Here is a 20,310-nt window from a genome sequence, read left to right on the forward strand (position 1 = left end):
GCCATTGAGCAACATCAGCTGACGCCGCCCTCTACCCCGCCGGCAGCGCATCGAGGTGGCAGGCCACCCATTGCTCGCCGTCCACCGAACGAAGCTGCGGCTCTTCCGTCCGGCAACGGTCGAACGCATACGGGCAGCGGGTGTGGAAGCGGCAGCCCTTCGGCGGATTGATTGGGCTCGGCACGTCGCCACTCAGGACGACCGGATTGCGCTTGGCCCCGGGCTCCGGCAGCGGCACCGCCGAGAGCAGCGCCTTGGTGTAGGGATGTCTTGGCGCGGCAAAGATCTGCCGCCGCGGCGCCACCTCGACGATCTTGCCGAGATACATCACCGCGACGCGATGGGTCATGTGCTCGACGATCGCAAGATCATGGCTGATGAACAGCAGCGCCAGTCCATACTCGCGCTGGAGATCCTGCAGCAAATTGACGATCTGCGCCTTGACGGAGACGTCGAGCGCGGAGACCGCCTCGTCGCAGACGATCAGCTCGGGCTCGGCCGCGAGCGCCCGCGCGATGCCGATGCGCTGGCGCTGGCCGCCGGAGAATTCGTGCGGCCGGCGGTTCAGCGCCTCGCGCGGCAGGCGCACCGTATCCATCAGCTCCGTCACGCGCGTCTCGAGATCGGCCGCGGACTTGGCGAGGCCGAAATTGCGGATCGGCTCGGCCAGGATGTCGCGCACGCGCATGCGCGGATTGAGGCTCGAGAACGGATCCTGAAACACCACCTGCACACGTCGCCGCATCTGGCGCATCGTGCTCGGATGCGCGTCATCGATGCGCTGGCCGTCGAGGATCACCTGGCCCGACGTCACGTCGAACAGCCGCAGGATCGCGCGGCCGACCGTGGACTTACCGCAGCCGGACTCGCCGACCAGCGACAGCGTCTCGCCGCGCGCGATCTCGAACGACACGCCGTCCACCGCATAGACGAATTCGGTCTTCCGTCCGAATAGGCCCTTGTTGACCGGAAAATGCTTCTTGAGGTCGTTGACCTGGAGCAGCGGGGTACTCATGCCGCGATGGCTCCCTTGGCGGCGTAGTGGCAGGCGGCGATGTGGCGGGGGCCCTTCTCTTCGAGCCCCGGCGCGTACTGCCGGCACAGATCGGTCGCCTGCGCGCAACGGCTGGCAAAAACGCAGCCGGTGATCGGCTTGCGCAGGTCCGGAACCTGTCCCGGAATTTCGGCAAGCCGCGTCGCGGTGCCGGCGAGCGACGAGCCCAGCCTCGGCACCGCGCCGAGCAATCCTTGCGTATAGGGATGGCGCGGCGAGCGGAACAGCTCGGCCACTGGCGCCTCCTCGACCTTGCGGCCCGCATACATCACCATGACGCGCTCGGCGATCTCGGCGACGACGCCGAGATCGTGAGTGATCAGGATGATCGCCGCGCCGACGCGGCGCTTCAGGTCCAGCATCAGCTTCAGGATCTGCGCCTGGATGGTGACGTCGAGCGCCGTGGTCGGCTCGTCCGCGATCAGGAGCTTCGGGTTGCACGCGAGCGCAATCGCGATCATCACGCGCTGGCGCATGCCGCCCGAGAGCTGGTGCGGAAATTCACGCACGCGCCGCTTCGGCTCGGGAATGCCGACCAGTGTCAGCATCTCGATGGCGTGGGTCTCGGCTGCCTGCTTGTCGAGCCCCTGATGAATCATCAGCGTCTCGCGGATCTGGCGGCCGACGGTCAGGACCGGATTGAGGCTCGTCATCGGCTCCTGAAAGATCATCGAAATGTCGTTGCCGCGGATGGCGCGCATCTCCCGGTCTGACAGCTGCAAGAGGTCCCTGCCTGCGAAGCGGATGGCGCCCGCAATCCTGCCCGGCGGCTCCGGGATAAGCCGCATCAGGGACATCGAGGTCACCGACTTGCCGCAGCCGGACTCGCCGACGATGGCGAGTGTCTCGCCTTCGTTGACGTGGAAGGACACGCCGTCCACCGCGCGGTTGATGCCGCTGGGGGTGCGGAAGTGGGCTTGGAGATTTTCGACTTCGAGCAATGCCATCGCGATCAGCCTCTGGACACTAGAGACGCTTGGCCATGCGCGGATCGAGCGCATCGCGAAGGCCGTCGCCGAGCAGGTTCACGGCAAGCACGGTGACCGAGAGGAAAGCCGCTGGAAAGAAGACAATGTAGGGCTTGACCTGCCACAGCGCGCGGCCTTCGGCCATGATGTTGCCCCAGGACGGAATGGTCGGCGGCGTGCCGGCGCCGATGAAGGACAGGATCGCTTCCGTGATCATGGCGCTGGCGCAGATATAGGTCGCCTGCACCAGCATCGGCGCCAGCGTGTTCGGCAGGATATGGCGCAGGATGATCATCGGCGTCCGCGTGCCGCAGGCCACCGCGGCATCGACATAGGGCTGCTCGCGCAGCGACAGCACCACGCTGCGAACGAGCCGCGAGACGCGCGGGATTTCGGCGATGGTGATGGCAAGGATGACGTTGCCGACACTGCCGCGCGTCAGGGCCATCAGCGCGATCGCGAGCAAAATCGGCGGGATCGACATCAACCCGTCCATGAAACGCATCAGGATGCCGTCGGCCCAGCGGATGAAGCCGGAGACGACACCGATGGCGAGCCCGGCGGCGGAGGCCAGCGCGGCGACCGAGAGGCCGACCGTCAGCGAGACCCGCGCGCCAAAGAGCACGCGCGAATAGATGTCGCGGCCGAGCACGTCGGAACCGAACCAGAAATCGGCCGAGGGCGCACGCGTGCGTTTTGCCGGTGCGAGCGCCGTCGGATCGACCGTTCCGAGATAGGGCGCAAAGACCGCGATCAGAACCAGCGCCAGCAGCAGCGCACCGCCGATCGCGACCGTGGGATGGCCGCGCAACAGCCCGATGAAACCGCGCCGGATCGCGACCGGCCGGAGGATGTCGGGCAGTTGCGGCGCAAGGACGAGGCCGGCCGGAAGCGACTGCGGGTTGACGGTGGCATCGGTCAATAGCGGATCCTCGGGTCAACGAGCGTGTAGGTGACGTCGATCATCAGGTTGACGAGGACGTAGACGAAGCTGAACAGCAGCACGATGCCCTGGATGACGGGATAGTCGCGGCGCAGGATCGCATCGATCGTGAGACGGCCGAGGCCTGGAATCGCGAACACACTTTCGGTCACGACCGCGCCGCCGATCAGGAGCGCGATGCCGATCCCGATCACGGTCACGATCGGCACCGCCGCGTTCTTCAGCGCGTGAATGAACAGGATGCCGCCCTGCCCGAGACCCTTGGCCTTCGCGGTGCGGATGTAGTCCTGCTGCAATACCTCGAGCATGGCAGCGCGCGTGATGCGCGCGACCAGCGCGATGTAGACGCAGCCGAGCGCAACGGCCGGCAGGATCAGGTTCTCCAGCCAGGGCCAGAAGCCTTCGGTGAGCGGCGTATAGCCCTGCACCGGAAGCCATTCGAGCCGGAGCGCGAAGATGTAGGCCAGCATGTAACCGACCACGAAGACCGGCAGCGAGAAGCCGAACACCGCGAAGCCCATGATGGCCCGATCGATGAAGCTGCCGGCCTTCCATGCCGCAATCACGCCGAGCGGCACCGCGACGACGATCGTGAGCAGGAGCGTCACGATCATCAGCGACAGCGTCGGCCCGAGACGCTGTCCGATCATGGTCGACACCGGAAGATTGGTGAAGATCGAGGTGCCGAGATCGCCGTGCAGGATGCGCCAGACCCAGCTTCCGAACTGGATCAGGAACGGCCGGTCGAGGCCGAGGCTCTGGCGGATGCGCTCCACATCCTCCGGGCTCGCCTGGTCGCCCGCGATCACCACGGCGGGATCGCCCGGCGCGATGTAGAGCAGGCTGAACACGAACAGCGCGACGATCGCCATCACTGGCAGGGTCGCGACCAGGCGACGGAGGATGTAGGAGAGCATCTGGCTTCAGCGCGCGATCATGCGGACTTCGACACGCCCCAGAACAAGGGCACGGGTCCCTTGGCAACGCCGGAGACGTTCTTGCGCCACGCCGTGTAGCTCAGGAAGAAGCCGGTCGGTGCGTAGACGACGTCGTCCATCGCAGCCTTGTTGAGGCGGCCGATGGCGGCCTTCTCCTCATCGAGATTCTTGGCCTCGAACCAGGACGTGACCTCCTTTTCAGTGGCCTCGCTGGTGGGCCAGCCGAACCAGGCCTTGTCGCCGTTGGCGCGAATGGCGGTGTAGGGAGCCGGATTGACGCAATCCGCGCCCGCATGCCAGGTATGGAACATGTTCCAGCCGCCCTGTCCCGGCGGGGTTTTCAGTGCGCGCCGCGCGCCGACCGTGCCCCAGTCGGTCGCCACGAAGTCGACGTTCATGCCGAGCTTCTTCAAAAGGTCCGCGGTCACATCGCCCATGGCCTTGGTGATCGGCTGGTCTTGCGCGACGAGGCATGTCACCGGCTCGCCCGAATAGCCGCTCTCGGCGAGCAGCTTCTTGGCGGCATTCAGATCGCGCTTGCCCTTCAGGATATCGCCGCCCAATTCCGTGTAGAGCGGCGTGTCCGGCGTGAAGAAGCTGGGCAGCGCCTTCCACAGCGAATTGTCGTCGCCGACGATCGAGCGCATGTAGTCTTCCTGGCTGAGCGCCATCAGCACCGCACGCCGCGCCTTGACGTTGTTGAACGGCGGATAGAGGAAGTTCATGCGGAACGAGCCGATATTGCCGAGGGGATCGCCGATATCGACGCTGATGTTCTTGTTGTTCTTCAGAACCGGAACGAGATCCGCGATCGGATTTTCCCACCAATCGACCTCACCGTTCTGCAGCGCGGCCGCCGCCGTGGCCGGGTCCGGCATGATCACCCACTCGACGCGATCGATCATCACCTGCTTGCCGCCGGCGAGCCAGGACGGCTTCTCCTGCCGCGGCACGTAGTCGGTAAATTTCTCGAACACGGCCTTCGCGCCGGGGACCCACTCGCCCTTGACGAATTTCAGCGGACCGGAGCCGACATAATCCGAGATCTGCTTGAACGGATCCGTCTGCGCGATGCGCTCCGGCATGATGAAGGCGCAAGGCGAGTTGTTCTTGCCCAGCGCGAACAGCATTTTCGGGTAAGGCTGTTTCAGCACCCATTTGAAGGTGCGGTCGTCGACCGCAGTCAACTCCTGCTGGATCGCCTTGAGCATCAGGCCCATCGGATCGCGCGCCGCCCAGCGGTTGAGGCTCGCGACAACGTCCTTGCTCCGCACCGGCTCGCCATCATGGAATTTGAGGCCCGGGCGCAGCTTGAATGTCCAGGTCGTGCCGTCATCGGTCACTTCCTCGGACTCGACCATCTGCCGCTGCGGCTGGAACGAGGAATCGATGCCGTAGAGCGTGTCCCAGACCATCGCGGCCGCATTGCGCACGACGTATTGCGTGCCCCAGATCGGGTCGAAATTGGCGAGATTGGCCTGCGGCACAAAGCGCAAGGTGCGGGCGGCGGCGCCTTGCGCGATCGCGGGGGCCGAGAGGCCGCCGGTCAATGCCAGACCGCTCGCTCCGGCCAGTCCCTTCAATACGCTCCTGCGATCCATAATGTCCTCCCAGTCATGCCGTGATGCCGGCCGTTCATTGGCCAAAGGCAGGTGAAACAGAGCCCATTAGCGTGCAAATGGTATGCCACTGGTCGCACCTTCGCCAGCAGGTTCTCCTAGACTTTAGGACCCGTCGTTGCGCAGCAGCATGAACGCGTCCGTGCCGAGCCGCTGGGAGCCGTTCTGTTCGAGGAGCCTCCCGGACGATGGTCTTCACCGCACGCGATGCAGGATCACAGCAGCCTCGCCCCAAAATTCCGCTCCGGATCCACGTCGGCGACGAGCCGACCGGTCGGCTTCGCTGCCGCGCCGCCGCTGCGCGCCAAAAATTGTCCGCTGCCGGCGCTCGCAAGACATTTGCCGCCGTCGATGATCACACGGCCACGTGACAATACCGACACCGGCCACCCCTTCAGCTTGCGGCCTGCGAACGGCGTGTAGCCGGCGAGGTCGTGCATCATGCCGTCCGCGATCGTGGTCTCCCGATTGGGATCCCAGATCGCGATGTCGGCGTCGGCACCAACGGCGATCGAACCCTTGCGCGGATGCAGATTGTAGATTTTCGCCGGCGCCGTCGCGGTCAGTTCGACGAACTTTTCGAGGCCCAGCCTGCCCTTCGAGACCATCGCGTCGAACAGCAGCGGCAACCGCAGTTCGAGTCCCGGCAGGCCGTTCGCGACCTGCTTGAAGTTCGGATTGGGGCCGGCGCGCAGCTTGCCGGTCTCGTCATAGCGATACGGCGCGTGGTCAGACGAGATGGTCTGGAGATCGCCGAGCGACAGTGCCTGCCACAGCGCTTCCTGATCGGCATGCGTGCGCGGCGGAGGGCTGCACATCCACTTGGCACCTTCCGTGCCGGGCTTGTCGAGATCGTTGGCGGTAAGGAAGAGATATTGCGGACAGGTCTCAGCAAAGACCTTCAGCCCCTGCCCGCGCGAGTCACGGATCACCTTCGCGCCCTCGGCGGTCGAGACATGAAAGATCATGATCGGCTGGTCGATCAATGCCGCCATGCCGATCAGCCGGGTGAAGGCTTCGGCTTCCGACACGCGCGCGTGGCTGACGGCATGGTATTTCGGCATGGTGTAGCCGCGCGCGAGCAGGCGTTTCACCATCCAGGCGATGATGCCGTGGTTCTCTGCGTGGGCACACAGCATCGCGCCGGACTGGCGAGCCGCGAGGAGAATGTCGAGCAGCGGCTCGTCATCGACCTTGAGGCGGTCGTACGTCATGAAGATCTTGATCGACGCATGGCCCTGCTTCACCAGCGCCGGAATGTGCTCCTCGACCGTCTCCCTGGTCGCGTCCGCGACGATCATGTGGAAGGCGTAGTCGATGATGGCGCCCTTCCTCGCGAGCGCGTGATAATCCGCGACCACCTGCGGCAGATTCATGCCGACATGCTGGGCCGCAAACGGAATCACCGTGGTGGTGCCGCCAAAGGCCGCCGACACAGTCGCACTCTCAAACGTGTCGGCATTCATGATACCGGCGGCAGAGAGCTGCTCGATATGCGCGTGGCTATCGACGCCACCCGGCAGCACCAGCTTGCCGCGCGCGTCGATCTCGCGCCTGGCTGGAGGCAGCCCACGGCCGATGGCCGCGATGGTCTCGCCGGAGATCGCAACGTCGGCCTCGAACACGTCGGTGGTGGTGGCGACGCGACCGCCGCGGATGATGAGGTCGTAGGTGGGGTCTGTCATGAGGCACTCCATGAACGATCGCCGGAAGGTCGACCGGCGTCACTTCTCCGGCGGCGGCACCGCGCCGGTGCGGCTGGTGATCAGGCCGTAATGCTCGATACGGCGGTGCTGCGAGAAATTGAAGATCGTGGTCTTGCCGAACATGGTCGCATCGAGATCGCAGGCATGGACCAGAAGCTCGTCTTCCTCCGTTTTCGCCTCGGCGACGATCTCGCCGTTGGGATCGACGATCAGGCTCCCGCCAAACAATGCGTGGCCGTCCTCGACGCCGGCCTTGGCGACCGCGACCACCCAGGTCGCATTCTGGTAGGCGCCGGCCTGCACGGAAAGGCGGTTGTGGAACAGGCGCTTCTCGAGGCCCTCCTCGCCCCGCTCCGCATTCACCGAGGGCGTGTTATAGCCGATCAGCACCATCTCGACGCCCTGCAAGCCCATGACGCGATAGGTCTCGGGCCAGCGCCGATCGTTGCAGATGGCCATGCCGATGATGCCGCCGAGTTCCCGCCAGACGTTGAAGCCGAGATCGCCCGGCTCGAAATAGCGCTTCTCCAGATGCTGATGCGACCGATGGGTCTCGTATTCCACGTGGCCCGGCAAATGGACCTTGCGATATTTGCCGACGATCTTGCCCGACTTGTCGGTGAGAACGGCGGTGTTGAAGTGGTGGCCGTCGGACGTGAGCTCGGCGTAGCCGAAATTCATCGCCATCCGATGCTGCGCCGCGCGTTCGAACAGCGGCCTGGTCGCCGCGTTCGGCATTTCGCGCTCGAACCAGCCGTCGAACTCGGCGCGGTCTTCCACGTACCAGCGCGGGAAAAACGTCGTCAGCGCCAATTCGGGATAGACGATCAGGTCGGCGCCTCTTGCTTTCGCCTCGTCCATCAGCGCGATCATGCGCTTGACCACGGCCTCGCGGCTGTCGGCCTTCTGAATCGGGCCCATCTGGGCGGCGGCAACTGTGACGATACGCATCAGCGATGTCCTGACTTCTTGACGACTTTTTTTGGCGAGGCTGGCGATCGCAGCTTCAAGGGCGGGTCGGCGGGCGCAGCATAACGCAGCCGCGCGCCGTTTTTCCACCAAGCAGCTTTCATGCCGTCTGCCTTCCATTCGGCACCTCGCGACCCCGGCACGCCAAACCCTCGGGCGCAGAGATGATGCCACACGCCCGGACGGTGCGGTTCGCGCCCCTATCTCGAGGGGTCACGTGCCTGCGGAGTGAGCAAACGAGTTGGCGGATCGCTCACCGCAGAAGCGTGCAGCGCACCACGGATTTCACAGGGGGAATCGCGACGTTCGCTGCGCTGCGTCCGGAGCACCTCAAACCGTCTGGCTAATTTGCAGGCTTTGGAATGGAGATACGAGGGCATTGGATGCCCATGAGCTATGCACAGCCGTCAGCTCAGCTTCTCCCGGCGCGCGGCCCAATCCCGGGCTGCTGCAGGCACGCCTTCGCCTTCCCGCGGCGCATTTCGCCCCGGGGTTTGCTGTTCGCGTCACGCCCTCAAAACAAAGGGCGCAGGGAAGGCCGGGTGCCGGCCGGCACCCACGGTCCGCTGTGCGCATGTAGCGCAAAAAGAACTGCACAGCGGCATACAGGTGTGGCCGAACACACGGCCTTCCCTGCGCGATGGTTGGACGGCTTATGCCGTGCTCTCCCGGGAGCCGAATTCCTTCTGGCCTCCCTCGCCCGACGGAAGTCACCGGCACCGCGCCGGTTGGCGCGATGCCGCATCCGCAAGGCTTGACCGTAGCGACGACGGCCGGGACCACACGGTTTTGCCGTACGCAAGCGACCCTGCTTCGCCAAGAGGCTTCGCAGAGCATCGAGCGCCGTTCGTACAACGCGGCTTGCAAGACGCTCACGGGGTTCGGCTCAATCCATCGCCCCGCCCTGCGGCCCGCATCCGCGACGGCGCTGCCCGCGTCCACCGCGACCCGATCCGCGGCTCGTGACGACGTACGACCGCCCCTTTTCGCCGGATCAGGATGGGCGACACATACGACAAAACCGAATTTCGGTAAAGCGGAATATTTTGGATGGCGCCGGTTGACCCAGGGTTTGCATGTTTTGCCTGTCAGGCAACGCAAGGGATTGTGGCTGACATCGCAATGATACAATTCGTCAACTCACAGCGCCGGCGGAACCCTGGCGTTCACTCCTGGTTGATGATCTAAGCACACGCCCCCGCGATCACGCGCGCTTCGTTTCCCTCCCGGAGTTTTACCGATGAGTTCAGCCGACAGGCCGGCGACGCGGCTCGCCACGCGCCTTTCGTTCCTGGTCGCCGGCTTCGGCCTCGCCTGCTGGGCGCCGCTGGTGCCGTTCGCGAAGGAGCGGCTCGCGGTCGGCGACGCCGTCCTCGGCCTGCTGCTGCTCAGCCTCGGTATCGGCTCGGTCGCCGCAATGCTCGCGACCGGCGCCTTGAGCGCTCGTCACGGCACCAGGCCGATCATCATCGCCGGCGGGATCGGCCTCGCCGTGGTCCTGCCGTTGCTGGCCATCGCCGAATCTCCGGCCACATTGGCTATTGCCTTGCTCGCATTCGGCGCTGCGCTCGGCTCGATCGATGTCGCCATGAACATCCACGCTGTCGAGGTCGAACGCGCGGCAGGGATTCCGCTGATGTCGGGCTTTCATGCGCTGTTCAGCATCGGTGGATTCGCGGGATCCGCGGTGATGACGGCCCTGCTGTCGTTTCATCTCGGACCGCTCGCATGCGCATTGATCTGCTCGGTGCTGATGCTGATCGCGATGGCGCTCGCCTCGCCGCGCCTGTTGCGCTCGGCACAGGCGCAGGAAGGACCGCTGTTCGTGCTGCCGCATGGCGTCGTGCTGCTGTTGGCGCTGCTGGCGGCCATCACCTTCCTGATCGAGGGCGCAATGCTCGACTGGGGCGCGCTGCTCGTCATCGGCACCGGGCTCGTCCGCGAAGCGCAAGGCGGGATCGGCTACATCGTGTTCTCGATCGCGATGACCGTCGGCCGGCTCGGTGGCGACGCCGTCGTGGCGCGTGTCGGCGATCGCGCAACGCTGGTCGGAGGAAGCCTGCTTGCGATCGCAGGACTTGCGGTGCTGCTGCTGGCACCGAGCGCGGCCGTTGCCATCGCCGGCTTCCTGCTCATCGGCCTCGGCGCCTCGAACCTCGTGCCGGTGCTGTTCCGTGGCGCGGCCGGGCAGACCGCGATGCCCACGGGGCTAGCGGTGGCGTCGATCACCACCGCCGGCTATGCCGGTGTTCTGGTTGGCCCCGCCGGCATCGGATTTGTCGCGCACGCGGTCGGCTTGCCCACGGCATTCTGGATGCTCGCCGCGATGATGTTTCTCGTCACGCTGTCCGCACGTGCCGTGACCAGAAAATAGAAAGGCGCGCCACGGTCTGCCGTGACGCGCCTGCGATGGACGTGGCGCGAGCCCTACGCGCTGGCCTGCGTCACGAACTTCGTATTCAGGTAGCCCTCGATCGCCTCGAGACCGCCTTCGGAGCCGTAGCCGGAATCCTTGATGCCGCCGAACGGCACTTCCGGCAGCGCAAGGCCATGATGGTTGATCGAGACCATGCCGCTCTCGACGTCGGCGCCGATCGCCTGCATCGTCTTGGTCGAGGTGGTGTAAGCATAAGCCGCAAGCCCGTAAGGCAGACGGTTGGCCTCGTCCACCACTTCGTCATAGCTGCGAAACGACGTGATAGGCGCCAGCGGGCCGAACGGCTCCTCGTTCATGATGCGGGCATCGCGCGGCACGTCGGTGATGACGGTCGGCTCGAAGAAGAAGCCCTCATTGCCGATGCGCTTGCCGCCGGCCTGGATCTTGGCGCCGCGCTGGACAGCATCCGAGACGAAGCCTTCCATGGCGTCGACACGGCGCGGATTGGCGAGCGGACCCATGCGGGTGTCCTTGTCGAGGCCGTTGCCGACCTTGAGGCCCTTGGCCGCCGCGACGAACTTGTCGACGAAAGGCTGGTAGACGCTTTCATGCACCAGGAAGCGGGTCGGCGAGACGCAGACCTGGCCGGCATTGCGGAACTTGTTGGCCGAGAGAATCTTCGCGGCGTTGTCGAGGTCGGCATCCGCGAACACGATCGCCGGCGCGTGGCCGCCGAGCTCCATGGTGACGCGCTTCATGTGCAAGCCGGCAAGCGCGGCCAGATGCTTGCCGACTGCGGTCGAGCCGGTAAAACTGATCTTGCGGATGATCGGATGCGGAATGAGATATTCCGACACTTCCGACGGCACGCCGAATACCAGCTGGACGACGCCGGCGGGAATGCCCGCGTCGGCATAGGCGCGCACCAGCTCCATGCAGCTTGCGGGCGTCTCTTCGGGGCCCTTGACGATGATCGAGCAGCCGGCAGCGAGCGCAGCCGAGATCTTGCGGACGGCCTGGTTGATCGGGAAATTCCAGGGCGTGAAGGCTGCGACCGGGCCGACCGGCTCCTTGGTCACGAGCTGCGAGACATTGCCCATCCGCGGCGGCACGATGCGGCCATAGGCGCGGCGGGCTTCCTCCGAGAACCAGTCGATGAGGTCGCCGGCCAGCATGGTCTCGCCCTGGGCTTCCACCACCGGCTTGCCCTGTTCCATGGTCATGACAGGCGCGATCTCGGCGGCGCGCGAGCGAATGATGTCGGCGGCCTTGCGCATCAGCTTGTAGCGGTCGAACGGCGAGGTCTTGCGCCAGATTTCGAAGCCGGCCCTGGAGGCTTCCAGCGCACGGTCGAGATCGGCCTTCGAGGCGTGGGGGGTCTTGCCGATCGGCTGGCCGGTGGCGGGATTGAGGATGTCCTCCGACTTGCCGGAAGTGCCGTCGGTCCACTGGCCGGCGATGAACATTTGAACTTTCGGGTACATCCTTAGGTCTCCTCGCATGATTTCGGCGGCCCGACTTTCGGCCGCCGCTTGGGTGGGCGCAGAGCTACACTGAAAGGCGGCCGGCGGAAAGGGATCAAAGCTGCCGCAGCCACGCGCGGAAGCCATGCACAAGCGGCGATACGGCCTCGCCGCGGCGCATCATCTTCCCTTCACACCAGGCTGGACTTGCCGCGGCTGAGCACCTCGCCCGCACCCTTGTCGCCGACGATCTTGCCCTGCTCGTACACGACGCGCCCCCGCGCGATCGTCGTGACCGGCCAGCCGGTGACGTCAAAGGCTTCCCAAGGCGTGTAATCGGAGCCGTGGTGCAGGTCGGCCTGCCGGATCGATTTCTGCAGCTTGGGATCCCACAGCGCGATATCGGCATCGAAGCCGACCCCGATCGAGCCCTTGCGCGGATAGAGGCCGTAGATGCGAGCATGATTGGTCGCGGTCAGCTCGACGAATTTTTGCAAGGTGATGCGGCCTTTCGAAACGCCCTCGGAGAACAGGATCGGCAGCCGCGTCTCGATGCCGGGGATGCCGTTCGGCACCCAGCGGAACGAGGTCCGCGCATTCGGCGTCAGCTTGCCCTTGGGATCGTCGTAGCGGAACGGGCAATGGTCGGACGAGAAGGTCTGGAACACGCCTGACGTCAGACCTTCCCAGATCGCCTGCTGGCTCTCGACATCGCGCGGCGGCGGCGAGCAGACATATTTCGCGCCCGTGATGTCCATGTTCAGGCCCTTCATGTCGTCGGCCGTCAGCGTGATGTATTGCGGGCAGGTCTCCGCATGCACGGGCAGACCGCGCTGCTGGGCCCAGCGTACCTGCTCCATCGCCTCGCGCCCGGAGACATGGACGATCATGATGGGAACGCCGACCACCTCGGCATGGCTGATGGCGCGGTGCGTCGCCTCGCGTTCGACAGCCTGCGGCCGCGAGCTGCCGTGATAATAGGGCGCGATGTGGCCTTCACGCTCGAGCTTGGTGGTGAGGAAGCGGATCGCGTCGTAGCCCTCGCAATGGACCATCACCAGCGCCTCCTCGCGGCGCGCCACCTCGAACACCTCGAGCAGCTGCTTGTCGCTGAGCACGAGGTCGTCATAGGTCATGAACACCTTGAACGAGGTGTAGCCGTCCTTGACCAGCGCCGGCAGCTCCTGTCCGAGCACGACCGCGGTCGGGTCGGAGATGATGAGGTGGAACGCCGTGTCGATGTAGCATTCGCCTTCCGCAAGCTTGCGGTAGTTCTCGACGCAGGTGCGCAGCGACGTCCCCTTCTCCTGGAGCGCGAAGGGCAGCACCATGGTGTTGCCCCCGGCCGCCGCCGCGCGCGTCGCCGAGGCGAAATCGTCAGCCATCACGACATCAGGTCCGGACGGCTGAGATATGTGGACGTGGCTGTCGATGCCGCCCGGCAGCGCCAGCAGTCCGGTCGCATCGATCTCGCGCGCCGCGCCTTTGATGCTGTCCGCGATAGCGACGATGCGACCGTCGCGAATGCCGATATCGGCGCGAAACTCGTCGCTGGCCGTCACGATGGTGCCGCCGCGAATGGCGAGATCGAGCTGGGTCACTGGTGTCTCCGTCACTTCATCACGGCTGATGTCTGGAATATCCGTCCCCACGATGCCAGCGCGGTGACGTCGGCGCCGGCGAGGCTGAGGGTTCGCCACAGCGTCACGGCGACGGAATCGAGCACGGCGATCTCGAGCTCTCGTTCGAGCGGCGCGGCAAGCGCGGCGCCGTCGAGATTGGTACAGAGGATGACGACAGCGTCGGCCCCCTCCGCCGCCACCGCGCGAATCATGTCGGCGATTGTGGCGGGTGCGACCTCGCCGAAGGAAAAATTGTCGCGCAGGCCGAGATGTCGCTCGGCATGCGGTGCGATGCCCTCCCCGGCCCAGACGTCGCCGATCCGCCGTTGCACGTCGTCGATGTAAGGCGAGACGAGCGCGACACGTTCGGCTCGCAGCGCGCGGGCGGCGTCGATGCAGGCCAGCGTCGAGGTCGTCGCCGGCACGCCGGTTCGCGCCGTGATCGCCTCGCAAAGGCTCCTGTCCCTGCCGATGCCGAGCCAGCTTGCGGAGGTACCGTTCCACGCGATGGCATCGACCCTGGCATCGGCCAGCAGGTCCGCCGCCGGCAACATCACGGAAGCGTCGAACTGATTCAGCGCCGCGGCATCAAGCGCGATTTCGGTGACGCAAAAGCGCGAGAAATGCGCGGTGACATCATTGACGCCATGCAGCATGGCGCAGGTCACGGGCTCCAGCACCGAGTTGGAGGACGGCGTGATCATGCCGAGACGCTTGCGCAGGATTGACATCGATCACGATTGCTCCGTTGCGAACGCGCGCGATGGCGCCTTCCGGAGGATCATCCTCGCCCGTCGGGATCCGCGCAACCCGCAAATTTGCAGGCGGCACATCATTTGCCGCGTGCATTCAGGTTGCGAAGGTCGCCCGCAAGCGTCGCCAGCCGATCACGATGCCGGTCACGGAAAACACCAGGCCAAGCGCGCAGAGCCCGACGATCAGGATATCGCGCAGGCGCGGATGCGCCTTGAGGACAGGAAAATCCAGCGTGTGCAACGCGCTGTAAGCCCAGCGATAGGCTCGCCGCGACGAATCCAGCCGCTGCAGCACGCTGCCGTCGGCGCCGTCGATGTCGAACCAGAGATCACCGCAACGCACGCGGTAGACGGGCGCGCCGGGAACGATGGACTGCGCGGGATAATCGTCGTTCTCGGCCAGAACGGACGCCGCGCCGCAGCCGACCGCAAGGCGGCTCGTCAGGCCGAGCACATCCTCCGGACTGAGAGCCGCCGACTGCTTACCGTTTGGCCACATCAGGGCCTGCTTGCCGAGCCCTCCCCGCTCGCGTCGATAGACATGGCCGCCGAAGGCAAACCATTCGACTTCACGGAGCGGGGACGATAACGGCTGCTGAACCAGGGATGGCGCCGCGCGCCAGTCCGGCACGGCGTTGATCACGCCGGCCTCGGCCGCTGTCAATTGGCCGCGCGAGAACAGCCGGCCGTGATCCATGGAGAGCCAGCCGCTGAAGATCCAGGTCAGCACGAAGACCGTCGATGCGAGTCCGACGATGTGATGCAGCGCGTGCCAGCCGCGATAGGATGACGAGATCCGGCGGCTCCGGATTCTGATCCTGATCACACCCAGAACCGCGCCTAGCACCGCGGCAATCAAGGCCAGCAGCGAAAGATTCGAAACCACCTGGTCCCAGAGCGCCCAGTTGCGCCTGAGAACCGTCGGATAGATCCAGTGCAGGACGCTGCCGACCCAGTTCCAGCCACGCTCGTTGCGGGTGGTATCCAGCACGATCTCGCCGGTGCGCGACGAGACATAAATCTCTGTTCCGGCGGCGTCGCCGAGAGCTACGCGGAACAGCGGTCGATGGCGGTCAAATCCGTTCGGCACGCTCCATTGATCGCAATCCGCGCGCGCGACGATTGCCGCGTGTGTGGCATCGAGTCCGCGTCGCCGAGCATGATCTTGCGCAATGGCAAGTGCGACATCGGCAGATCCGACCGATGCCTCGGCCCCGCCTGAGGCATCGACCGCCCATACGCGTATCGGACCCGACACGACATAGACTGACCCGTCACTCCGCTGGATCAGTCGAACGCGCGTGGCGTCGGTGATCCCGCTCGCAGCCACCGCGTCGGCAACCGGCATGATCGGCGCTCCGCGCGCGAGCGGCAGCAGCCCGGCAAACCGTTCCGCTTCCGTCAGCGACGGAAACGGAACGAAGTGCATCACGATCCCGCTCGCGAACCACATCGCGAACGGAAGGCAGAACGCGATCCCGAGCCAGCGATGTAGCAGGGCGACCGCGCCCATCATTGGATCAGCGCCCTACCATTTGAACGCCGCGGAAATCTCGTAGGTCCGCGGCGCGCCCAACAGGATCTGGTCGGGATAGAACGGGTCGCCCCAGATCGCGTAGCGCTTGTCGGTGAAGTTGCGGACGCGGAAGGTCAGTCGCGCCAGGTCGACGGCATTGAAGACCGCCTTGGGAATGTCGACGAAGGCGTAGAGATCGCCGATCGTGTAGGCATTCATCGTCACGGTGTTGGCGTCGGTGTTGTAGCGGTCACCGACATGGCGGCCGGTGATGCCGACCTCGACCGGCCACGGCGTGAAGAATCGCCAGGACGCGCCGGCATTGGCGACGACGCGCGGCACGTTCGGCGGCACGTTGCCCGAAAACGAGCCGCCAACGAAATCGTAGTCGGCATAGCGCGCATCGACATAGGCGATGTTGCCCCACAGACGCAGAGGCCCGATCGGGCGGATCGATCCGGCGACCTCGACGCCCTTCGATTCCTGCCGTCCTGCGATGTTGAGCGTCTGGCCGCCGGCTGCCGCATAGACGTTCCTGCGCACGATGTCGTAGGCCGAGAACGACCACTCTGCCCTGTTGTCCCAAAGCACGTGCTTGACGCCGGTCTCGTAGGTGCGCGCGGTGGTCAGGTCGAGCGGCTGGGCCGGTGCGAGCAGGAAGATGTTGTTGGCCGAGACGTCGGCGCCGGTGGCGTACTGGCTGAAGAAGGTCAGGCCCGGAACGGCCTCCCAGGTGTAGCCGATGCGTCCCGTCACCGGCGCCCAGTCCTTCGTGAACGGAAAGCCTGCTTTCACAAGCCCGGCCGGATCGGTCGAATTGCGGTCGAGCCCGATATGCTCGACGCGCAGGCCACCGATCAGCGAGAACGTTCGTGTGAGTTTCAGCCGGTCCTCGAACGACAGCGCTTCGTTGTCGATGCGTGCGGTCTGCTGCTGCGTCGTCAGCGGGCCGTAGAAGCCGCGATCGGGATCGACCAGCGAGACAAAGTCGTTCGGGAAGTTTGCAGCACCCGGCCGGACGAAATCGAGGTAACTCGACGACAGCGTCGCAACCATGCGGTTGTCGAAGCCCGCGACATTGGCGTCCCAGACCAGATCGGTGATATTGCCGACGAGGCGCTGGCTGTGCGCGACATAGAAGCGCTCGCGATAGACCTGGTTGTTCGTGGCATCGAACGCCTCGATCTCGTTGTTGAACCAGCTGCGCTCGGCGCCATAACCATAGGCCTGGCTCTTCAGCGTCAGGTCGGGCGCCAGCTTCAGCTCGAAACCGCCGCGCAGCCACACTTCCTGGGCGACGTTGCGGTTGTCGAGAACGTTGTAGTTGGTGTTGAAGGTGCGGTCGTCGATCGTAACGGCACCGAGGTCGGTCCTGTTGAAGTAACTGCCGGAGACGATGCCCGCCGTCGCGTGCGATCCGCTGAAGGCCACCGGCACCAGCGGCGCGCCCCAATAGGCCTTCGAGCGGTCCTCCCGATATTCGATCGCGCCCCAGACCTTGAGACTGTCGGAGACGCGATAGTCGAGCTGGCCGGAGAGGTCGAGTGTCCTGGTGTTGGTGTCCTCGGCAAAGCCGTTGAGCGAGGAACGGCTGACGTCGAAGCGATAGTCCAGGCCCTGCACATTGGTGCTGCCACCGGAGCCAAAATGCGCGCGGAGGGAGTTCAGCGAGTCCCAGGAAAAGTCCGCTTCGTTCCGGATCGGCCCGGTGTGCGGCCGCTTGGTGACGAGATTGATTGCGCCGCCGGCGGCACCCTCGCCCGAGATCAGCGAGGCGGGCCCTTTCAGGATCTCCACGGCTTCGAGATTGGCCGTGTCCATGATCCGCGAGGTCATGTTCTGCGGACCGATCTTGATGCCGTTGTAGAGCGTGTTGATCTGGCTGTTGGTGAAGCCGCGCATGGAGAAGGCCGAGGGCTCGGCCGGATTATCGCCGGCGGTGACGCCGACCGCGCCTTGTGCGACGTCGGAAACGGTGCGGTAGCCCTGCTCGCGCATGGTCTCGGCGGAGATGACTTCGACAGTTGCAGGAGTCTGCCGCACCGTCAGGCCGAGGCGCGAGGCGCTCGCGGCGACGGCGTTGCTGTTGAGCGGCGTCGGTGGCGCAATGTCAAACGCGACCGGCTTTGGCGCGACCGCTGCGGTCACGGACCGCCGTGTCGCCGCACGGCGGGTGCTCGCTGCGTCCCGGCCGGCTGGTTTGGCCTGCTTGCGGGATTGCGGCGGCGACACCTCGACGGGCGGCAAGAGCTCGCCGGCCTGCTGCGCCAAGGCGGCCGTCATGTCGATCGCGGCAAAAAGTGCGAGAGCGGCGGACGCCGGCAGAATGCGGCGTAGTCGTACGAGACGGATGGAAGACACGGTTCTGGACCTCGGTGTGACGTCAGTGGCACGTCACCGCGAACCAAGGTCCCATCATCAGGCCGTCAGCCTTCCGATGAAGCCGAATGTCTGTACTCCCCGACCGACATCTTCGCGTGTGACCACGGCTGACGGCAGGTCTCCTGGCTCGCGGGTCGTGACCGCTTCGTCGCCTTCCCGGGACCGAGGACCCAGTGGCTCGTGACGAAGGATTCACCGCTTACAGTTGCGGGGGCAGCTACGGCATTGGGGACAACGTCCCCGCACCGCATTCCCTTTTCATCCCCTCGCGGGGAAACCGTCAAATCCATCTAGGATTACGGCGAAGACAGAGTCAATGTGCCTGATGCGGCGACATTGCCGCAGTGACCAACTTCTTTGGAGACGAGCATGGAAGGCGCGGCCTTCCTCTGGCTGATACGGCATGCACCGGTCGACGGTGTCGCGGGAACCATTCATGCGGATGACGCGCCGGCCGATCTGCGCGATCACGCGCAGCTCGCCGCGCTGCGCCAAAGTCTGCCTCGCGACGCGACGAGCCATGCGAGCCCGGCGCGCCGCACGGTTGAGACGGCCCGAGCGCTGGGGCTGGAGCCCAAATTGGTGGCCGAATTCGGCGAGCAGGATTTTGGCGCGTGGACCGGCTGGAGGCATGACCAACTCGCAGCTGATGGCGGCGAGACCTATGCGCAGTTCTGGAGCGATCCCGCGCGCAGACGGCCGCCCGGTGGAGAGAGCTTCGAGGAACAGGTCGCGCGCGTCCGGCGGGGACTCGCGCGGATCGGCCCCGGCCCCGCAACCCTCGTCGTGCATTCCGGCACCATTCGCGCCGCGCTCTGCATCGCGCTCGACCTGACCCCGCAAGCAGCGTTGCGCTTCGTGATCGATCCGTTGTCACTGACCCGGATCGACCGACTCGCCAGCGGCTGGCGCGTGGTGTCGGTCAATCAGCGGATGGTTTGATCAGCCAGGCCGATCCGGCACGCTGGCCTGTGCGAAGGTCGCCATGTCATTGTGAAGCGCGCAGGCCGATCGCACCAGCGGCAGCGCGATCGCGGCGCCAGATCCCTCGCCAAGCCGGAGATCGAGGCTGATCAGCGGCTGCACGTTCAGCGCGCGCAGCACCAGCCGATGACCCTGTTCCGCCGATTGATGCGACGGCAGCAGGAAGGGCTGGCACGACGGGTTCAGCCGCGCCGCCGCGAGCGCCGCAACCGAGACGATGAAACCGTCGATCAGCACGGGGATGCGCGCCTGCGCAGCCGCGATGATCGCGCCTGATATCGCCGCGATCTCGAGGCCGCCAACGGCGCACAATATTTTCTCGGGCGCGGCGCCGGCCACGCCATGACGTGCGATCGCTGCATCGATCACGCGCGCCTTGTAGGTACGGCCCGCCGCATCGACGCCGGTGCCGCGACCCGCCATTTCCTCGGCACCGATGCCGAGCAGGCCCGCGGCGATAGCCGCCGAGGTCGTGGTGTTGCCGATGCCCATCTCGCCGAAAATCAGGATATCAGGCTGACTGGCCTTCGTCCGCGCCACCGCGCGCTGGCCGGCCTCGAAGGCGAATGCCAGCTCCGCCGGCGTGAGCGCCGGCTCACTGCTGAAATCGCGCGTGCCGTGGCGCGGCTTGTCCGTAACCACGCCGGGCATGGCGTCCGCCGCCAGCGTTCCGGCGTCGACGACCTCGAGGCTCGAACCGAGCTCGCGCGCCAACACCGAGATCGCGGCGCCGCCGGCGGCAAAGTTCGCCATCATCGCGACGGTGACGGCCTGCGGATAGGCCGATACGCCCTGTGCGACGATGCCATGATCGCCGGCGAAGATGATGATCGGCACGCGCGCGGCACGCGGGCGTTCGGTCGCCTGCAAGCCCGCAAGCTCGATCGCGAGTTGCTCGAGCCGGCCGAGCGCGCCGGTCGGCTTCGTCAGTTGCGCCTGTCGCGCGATCGCGGCGTCGCGATGGACGACGGAGATCTCGGGACATTTCCGGGTGACCCAATCAGGGATCATGCT

15 protein-coding genes and 1 riboswitch are annotated in these 20,310 nt (G+C 65.5%); of the genes, 2 read left to right on the plus strand and 13 right to left on the minus strand.

Features of this window, described 5'->3' with window-relative positions; all coding sequences use genetic code 11:
- Nucleotides 1–31 precede the first annotated feature (31 nt).
- The 7 genes from XH90_RS23120 to XH90_RS23150 all read right to left on the minus strand — a co-directional run bounded on the left by XH90_RS23120 (nt 32) and on the right by XH90_RS23150 (nt 8,179).
- Nucleotides 32–1,015: an ABC transporter ATP-binding protein gene (locus XH90_RS23120; RefSeq protein ID WP_194476627.1), complete on the minus strand. Its 984-nt coding sequence runs from the start codon at nt 1,013–1,015 to the stop codon at nt 32–34.
- Entirely contained in the window at nt 1,012–2,001 is a 990-nt protein-coding gene (locus XH90_RS23125) for an ABC transporter ATP-binding protein (RefSeq protein ID WP_194476628.1), read from the minus strand. The genes XH90_RS23120 and XH90_RS23125 overlap by 4 nt, the downstream gene beginning before the upstream one ends.
- Nucleotides 2,002–2,020: 19 nt before the next feature.
- On the minus strand, nt 2,021–2,944 hold the full coding sequence (locus XH90_RS23130; RefSeq protein ID WP_194476629.1) for an ABC transporter permease: 924 nt from the start codon (nt 2,942–2,944) through the stop codon (nt 2,021–2,023).
- Nucleotides 2,941–3,882, minus strand: a complete 942-nt coding sequence (locus XH90_RS23135; protein ID WP_194476630.1) for an ABC transporter permease — start codon at nt 3,880–3,882, stop codon at nt 2,941–2,943. Before XH90_RS23135 ends, XH90_RS23130 begins: the two co-directional genes overlap by 4 nt.
- A 17-nt stretch (nt 3,883–3,899) precedes the next feature.
- Nucleotides 3,900–5,504: an ABC transporter substrate-binding protein gene (locus tag XH90_RS23140; RefSeq protein ID WP_194476631.1), complete on the minus strand. Its 1,605-nt coding sequence runs from the start codon at nt 5,502–5,504 to the stop codon at nt 3,900–3,902.
- A 233-nt stretch (nt 5,505–5,737) separates the two neighbouring features.
- On the minus strand, nt 5,738–7,207 hold the full coding sequence (gene hydA / locus XH90_RS23145) for a dihydropyrimidinase (RefSeq protein WP_194476632.1): 1,470 nt from the start codon (nt 7,205–7,207) through the stop codon (nt 5,738–5,740).
- A 39-nt stretch (nt 7,208–7,246) separates the two neighbouring features.
- Nucleotides 7,247–8,179 (minus strand): N-carbamoyl-D-amino-acid hydrolase, encoded by a 933-nt coding sequence (locus XH90_RS23150; RefSeq protein ID WP_194476633.1) that lies wholly within the window; start codon nt 8,177–8,179, stop codon nt 7,247–7,249.
- A gap of 1,258 nt (nt 8,180–9,437) precedes the next feature.
- Between XH90_RS23150 and XH90_RS23155 the strand changes: the two genes are divergently transcribed.
- Complete coding sequence (locus tag XH90_RS23155) at nt 9,438–10,571, plus strand: MFS transporter (protein ID WP_194476634.1); 1,134 nt, start codon at nt 9,438–9,440, stop codon at nt 10,569–10,571.
- A 53-nt stretch (nt 10,572–10,624) separates the two neighbouring features.
- On the opposite strand, the gene XH90_RS23160 is transcribed toward XH90_RS23155, so the two are convergent.
- The 5 genes from XH90_RS23160 to XH90_RS23180 form a co-directional block, all read right to left on the minus strand.
- Nucleotides 10,625–12,058: an NAD-dependent succinate-semialdehyde dehydrogenase gene (locus XH90_RS23160; protein ID WP_194476635.1), complete on the minus strand. Its 1,434-nt coding sequence runs from the start codon at nt 12,056–12,058 to the stop codon at nt 10,625–10,627.
- Nucleotides 12,059–12,228: 170 nt separating this feature from the next.
- On the minus strand, nt 12,229–13,638 hold the full coding sequence (gene hydA, locus XH90_RS23165; protein ID WP_194476636.1) for a dihydropyrimidinase: 1,410 nt from the start codon (nt 13,636–13,638) through the stop codon (nt 12,229–12,231).
- A gap of 11 nt (nt 13,639–13,649) precedes the next feature.
- Nucleotides 13,650–14,390, minus strand: coding sequence for an aspartate/glutamate racemase family protein (locus tag XH90_RS23170; protein WP_194476637.1), 741 nt, complete (start codon nt 14,388–14,390; stop codon nt 13,650–13,652).
- Between the two features lie 118 nt (nt 14,391–14,508).
- Entirely contained in the window at nt 14,509–15,930 is a 1,422-nt protein-coding gene (locus tag XH90_RS23175) for a PepSY domain-containing protein (protein ID WP_194476638.1), read from the minus strand.
- Nucleotides 15,931–15,942: 12 nt separating this feature from the next.
- Complete coding sequence (locus XH90_RS23180) at nt 15,943–18,291, minus strand: TonB-dependent siderophore receptor (RefSeq protein WP_194476639.1); 2,349 nt, start codon at nt 18,289–18,291, stop codon at nt 15,943–15,945.
- A gap of 115 nt (nt 18,292–18,406) precedes the next feature.
- Nucleotides 18,407–18,609: riboswitch (cobalamin riboswitch) on the minus strand.
- A 72-nt stretch (nt 18,610–18,681) separates the two neighbouring features.
- Here XH90_RS23180 and XH90_RS23185 point away from each other — a divergent pair.
- Nucleotides 18,682–19,254, plus strand: a complete 573-nt coding sequence (locus tag XH90_RS23185; RefSeq protein ID WP_194476640.1) for a histidine phosphatase family protein — start codon at nt 18,682–18,684, stop codon at nt 19,252–19,254.
- On the opposite strand, the gene cobT is transcribed toward XH90_RS23185, so the two are convergent.
- On the minus strand, nt 19,255–20,307 hold the full coding sequence (gene cobT / locus XH90_RS23190) for a nicotinate-nucleotide--dimethylbenzimidazole phosphoribosyltransferase (RefSeq protein ID WP_194476641.1): 1,053 nt from the start codon (nt 20,305–20,307) through the stop codon (nt 19,255–19,257).
- Nucleotides 20,308–20,310 lie beyond the last annotated feature (3 nt).

The organism is Bradyrhizobium sp. CCBAU 53338, from assembly GCF_015291665.1.
GTDB lineage: Bacteria > Pseudomonadota > Alphaproteobacteria > Rhizobiales > Xanthobacteraceae > Bradyrhizobium.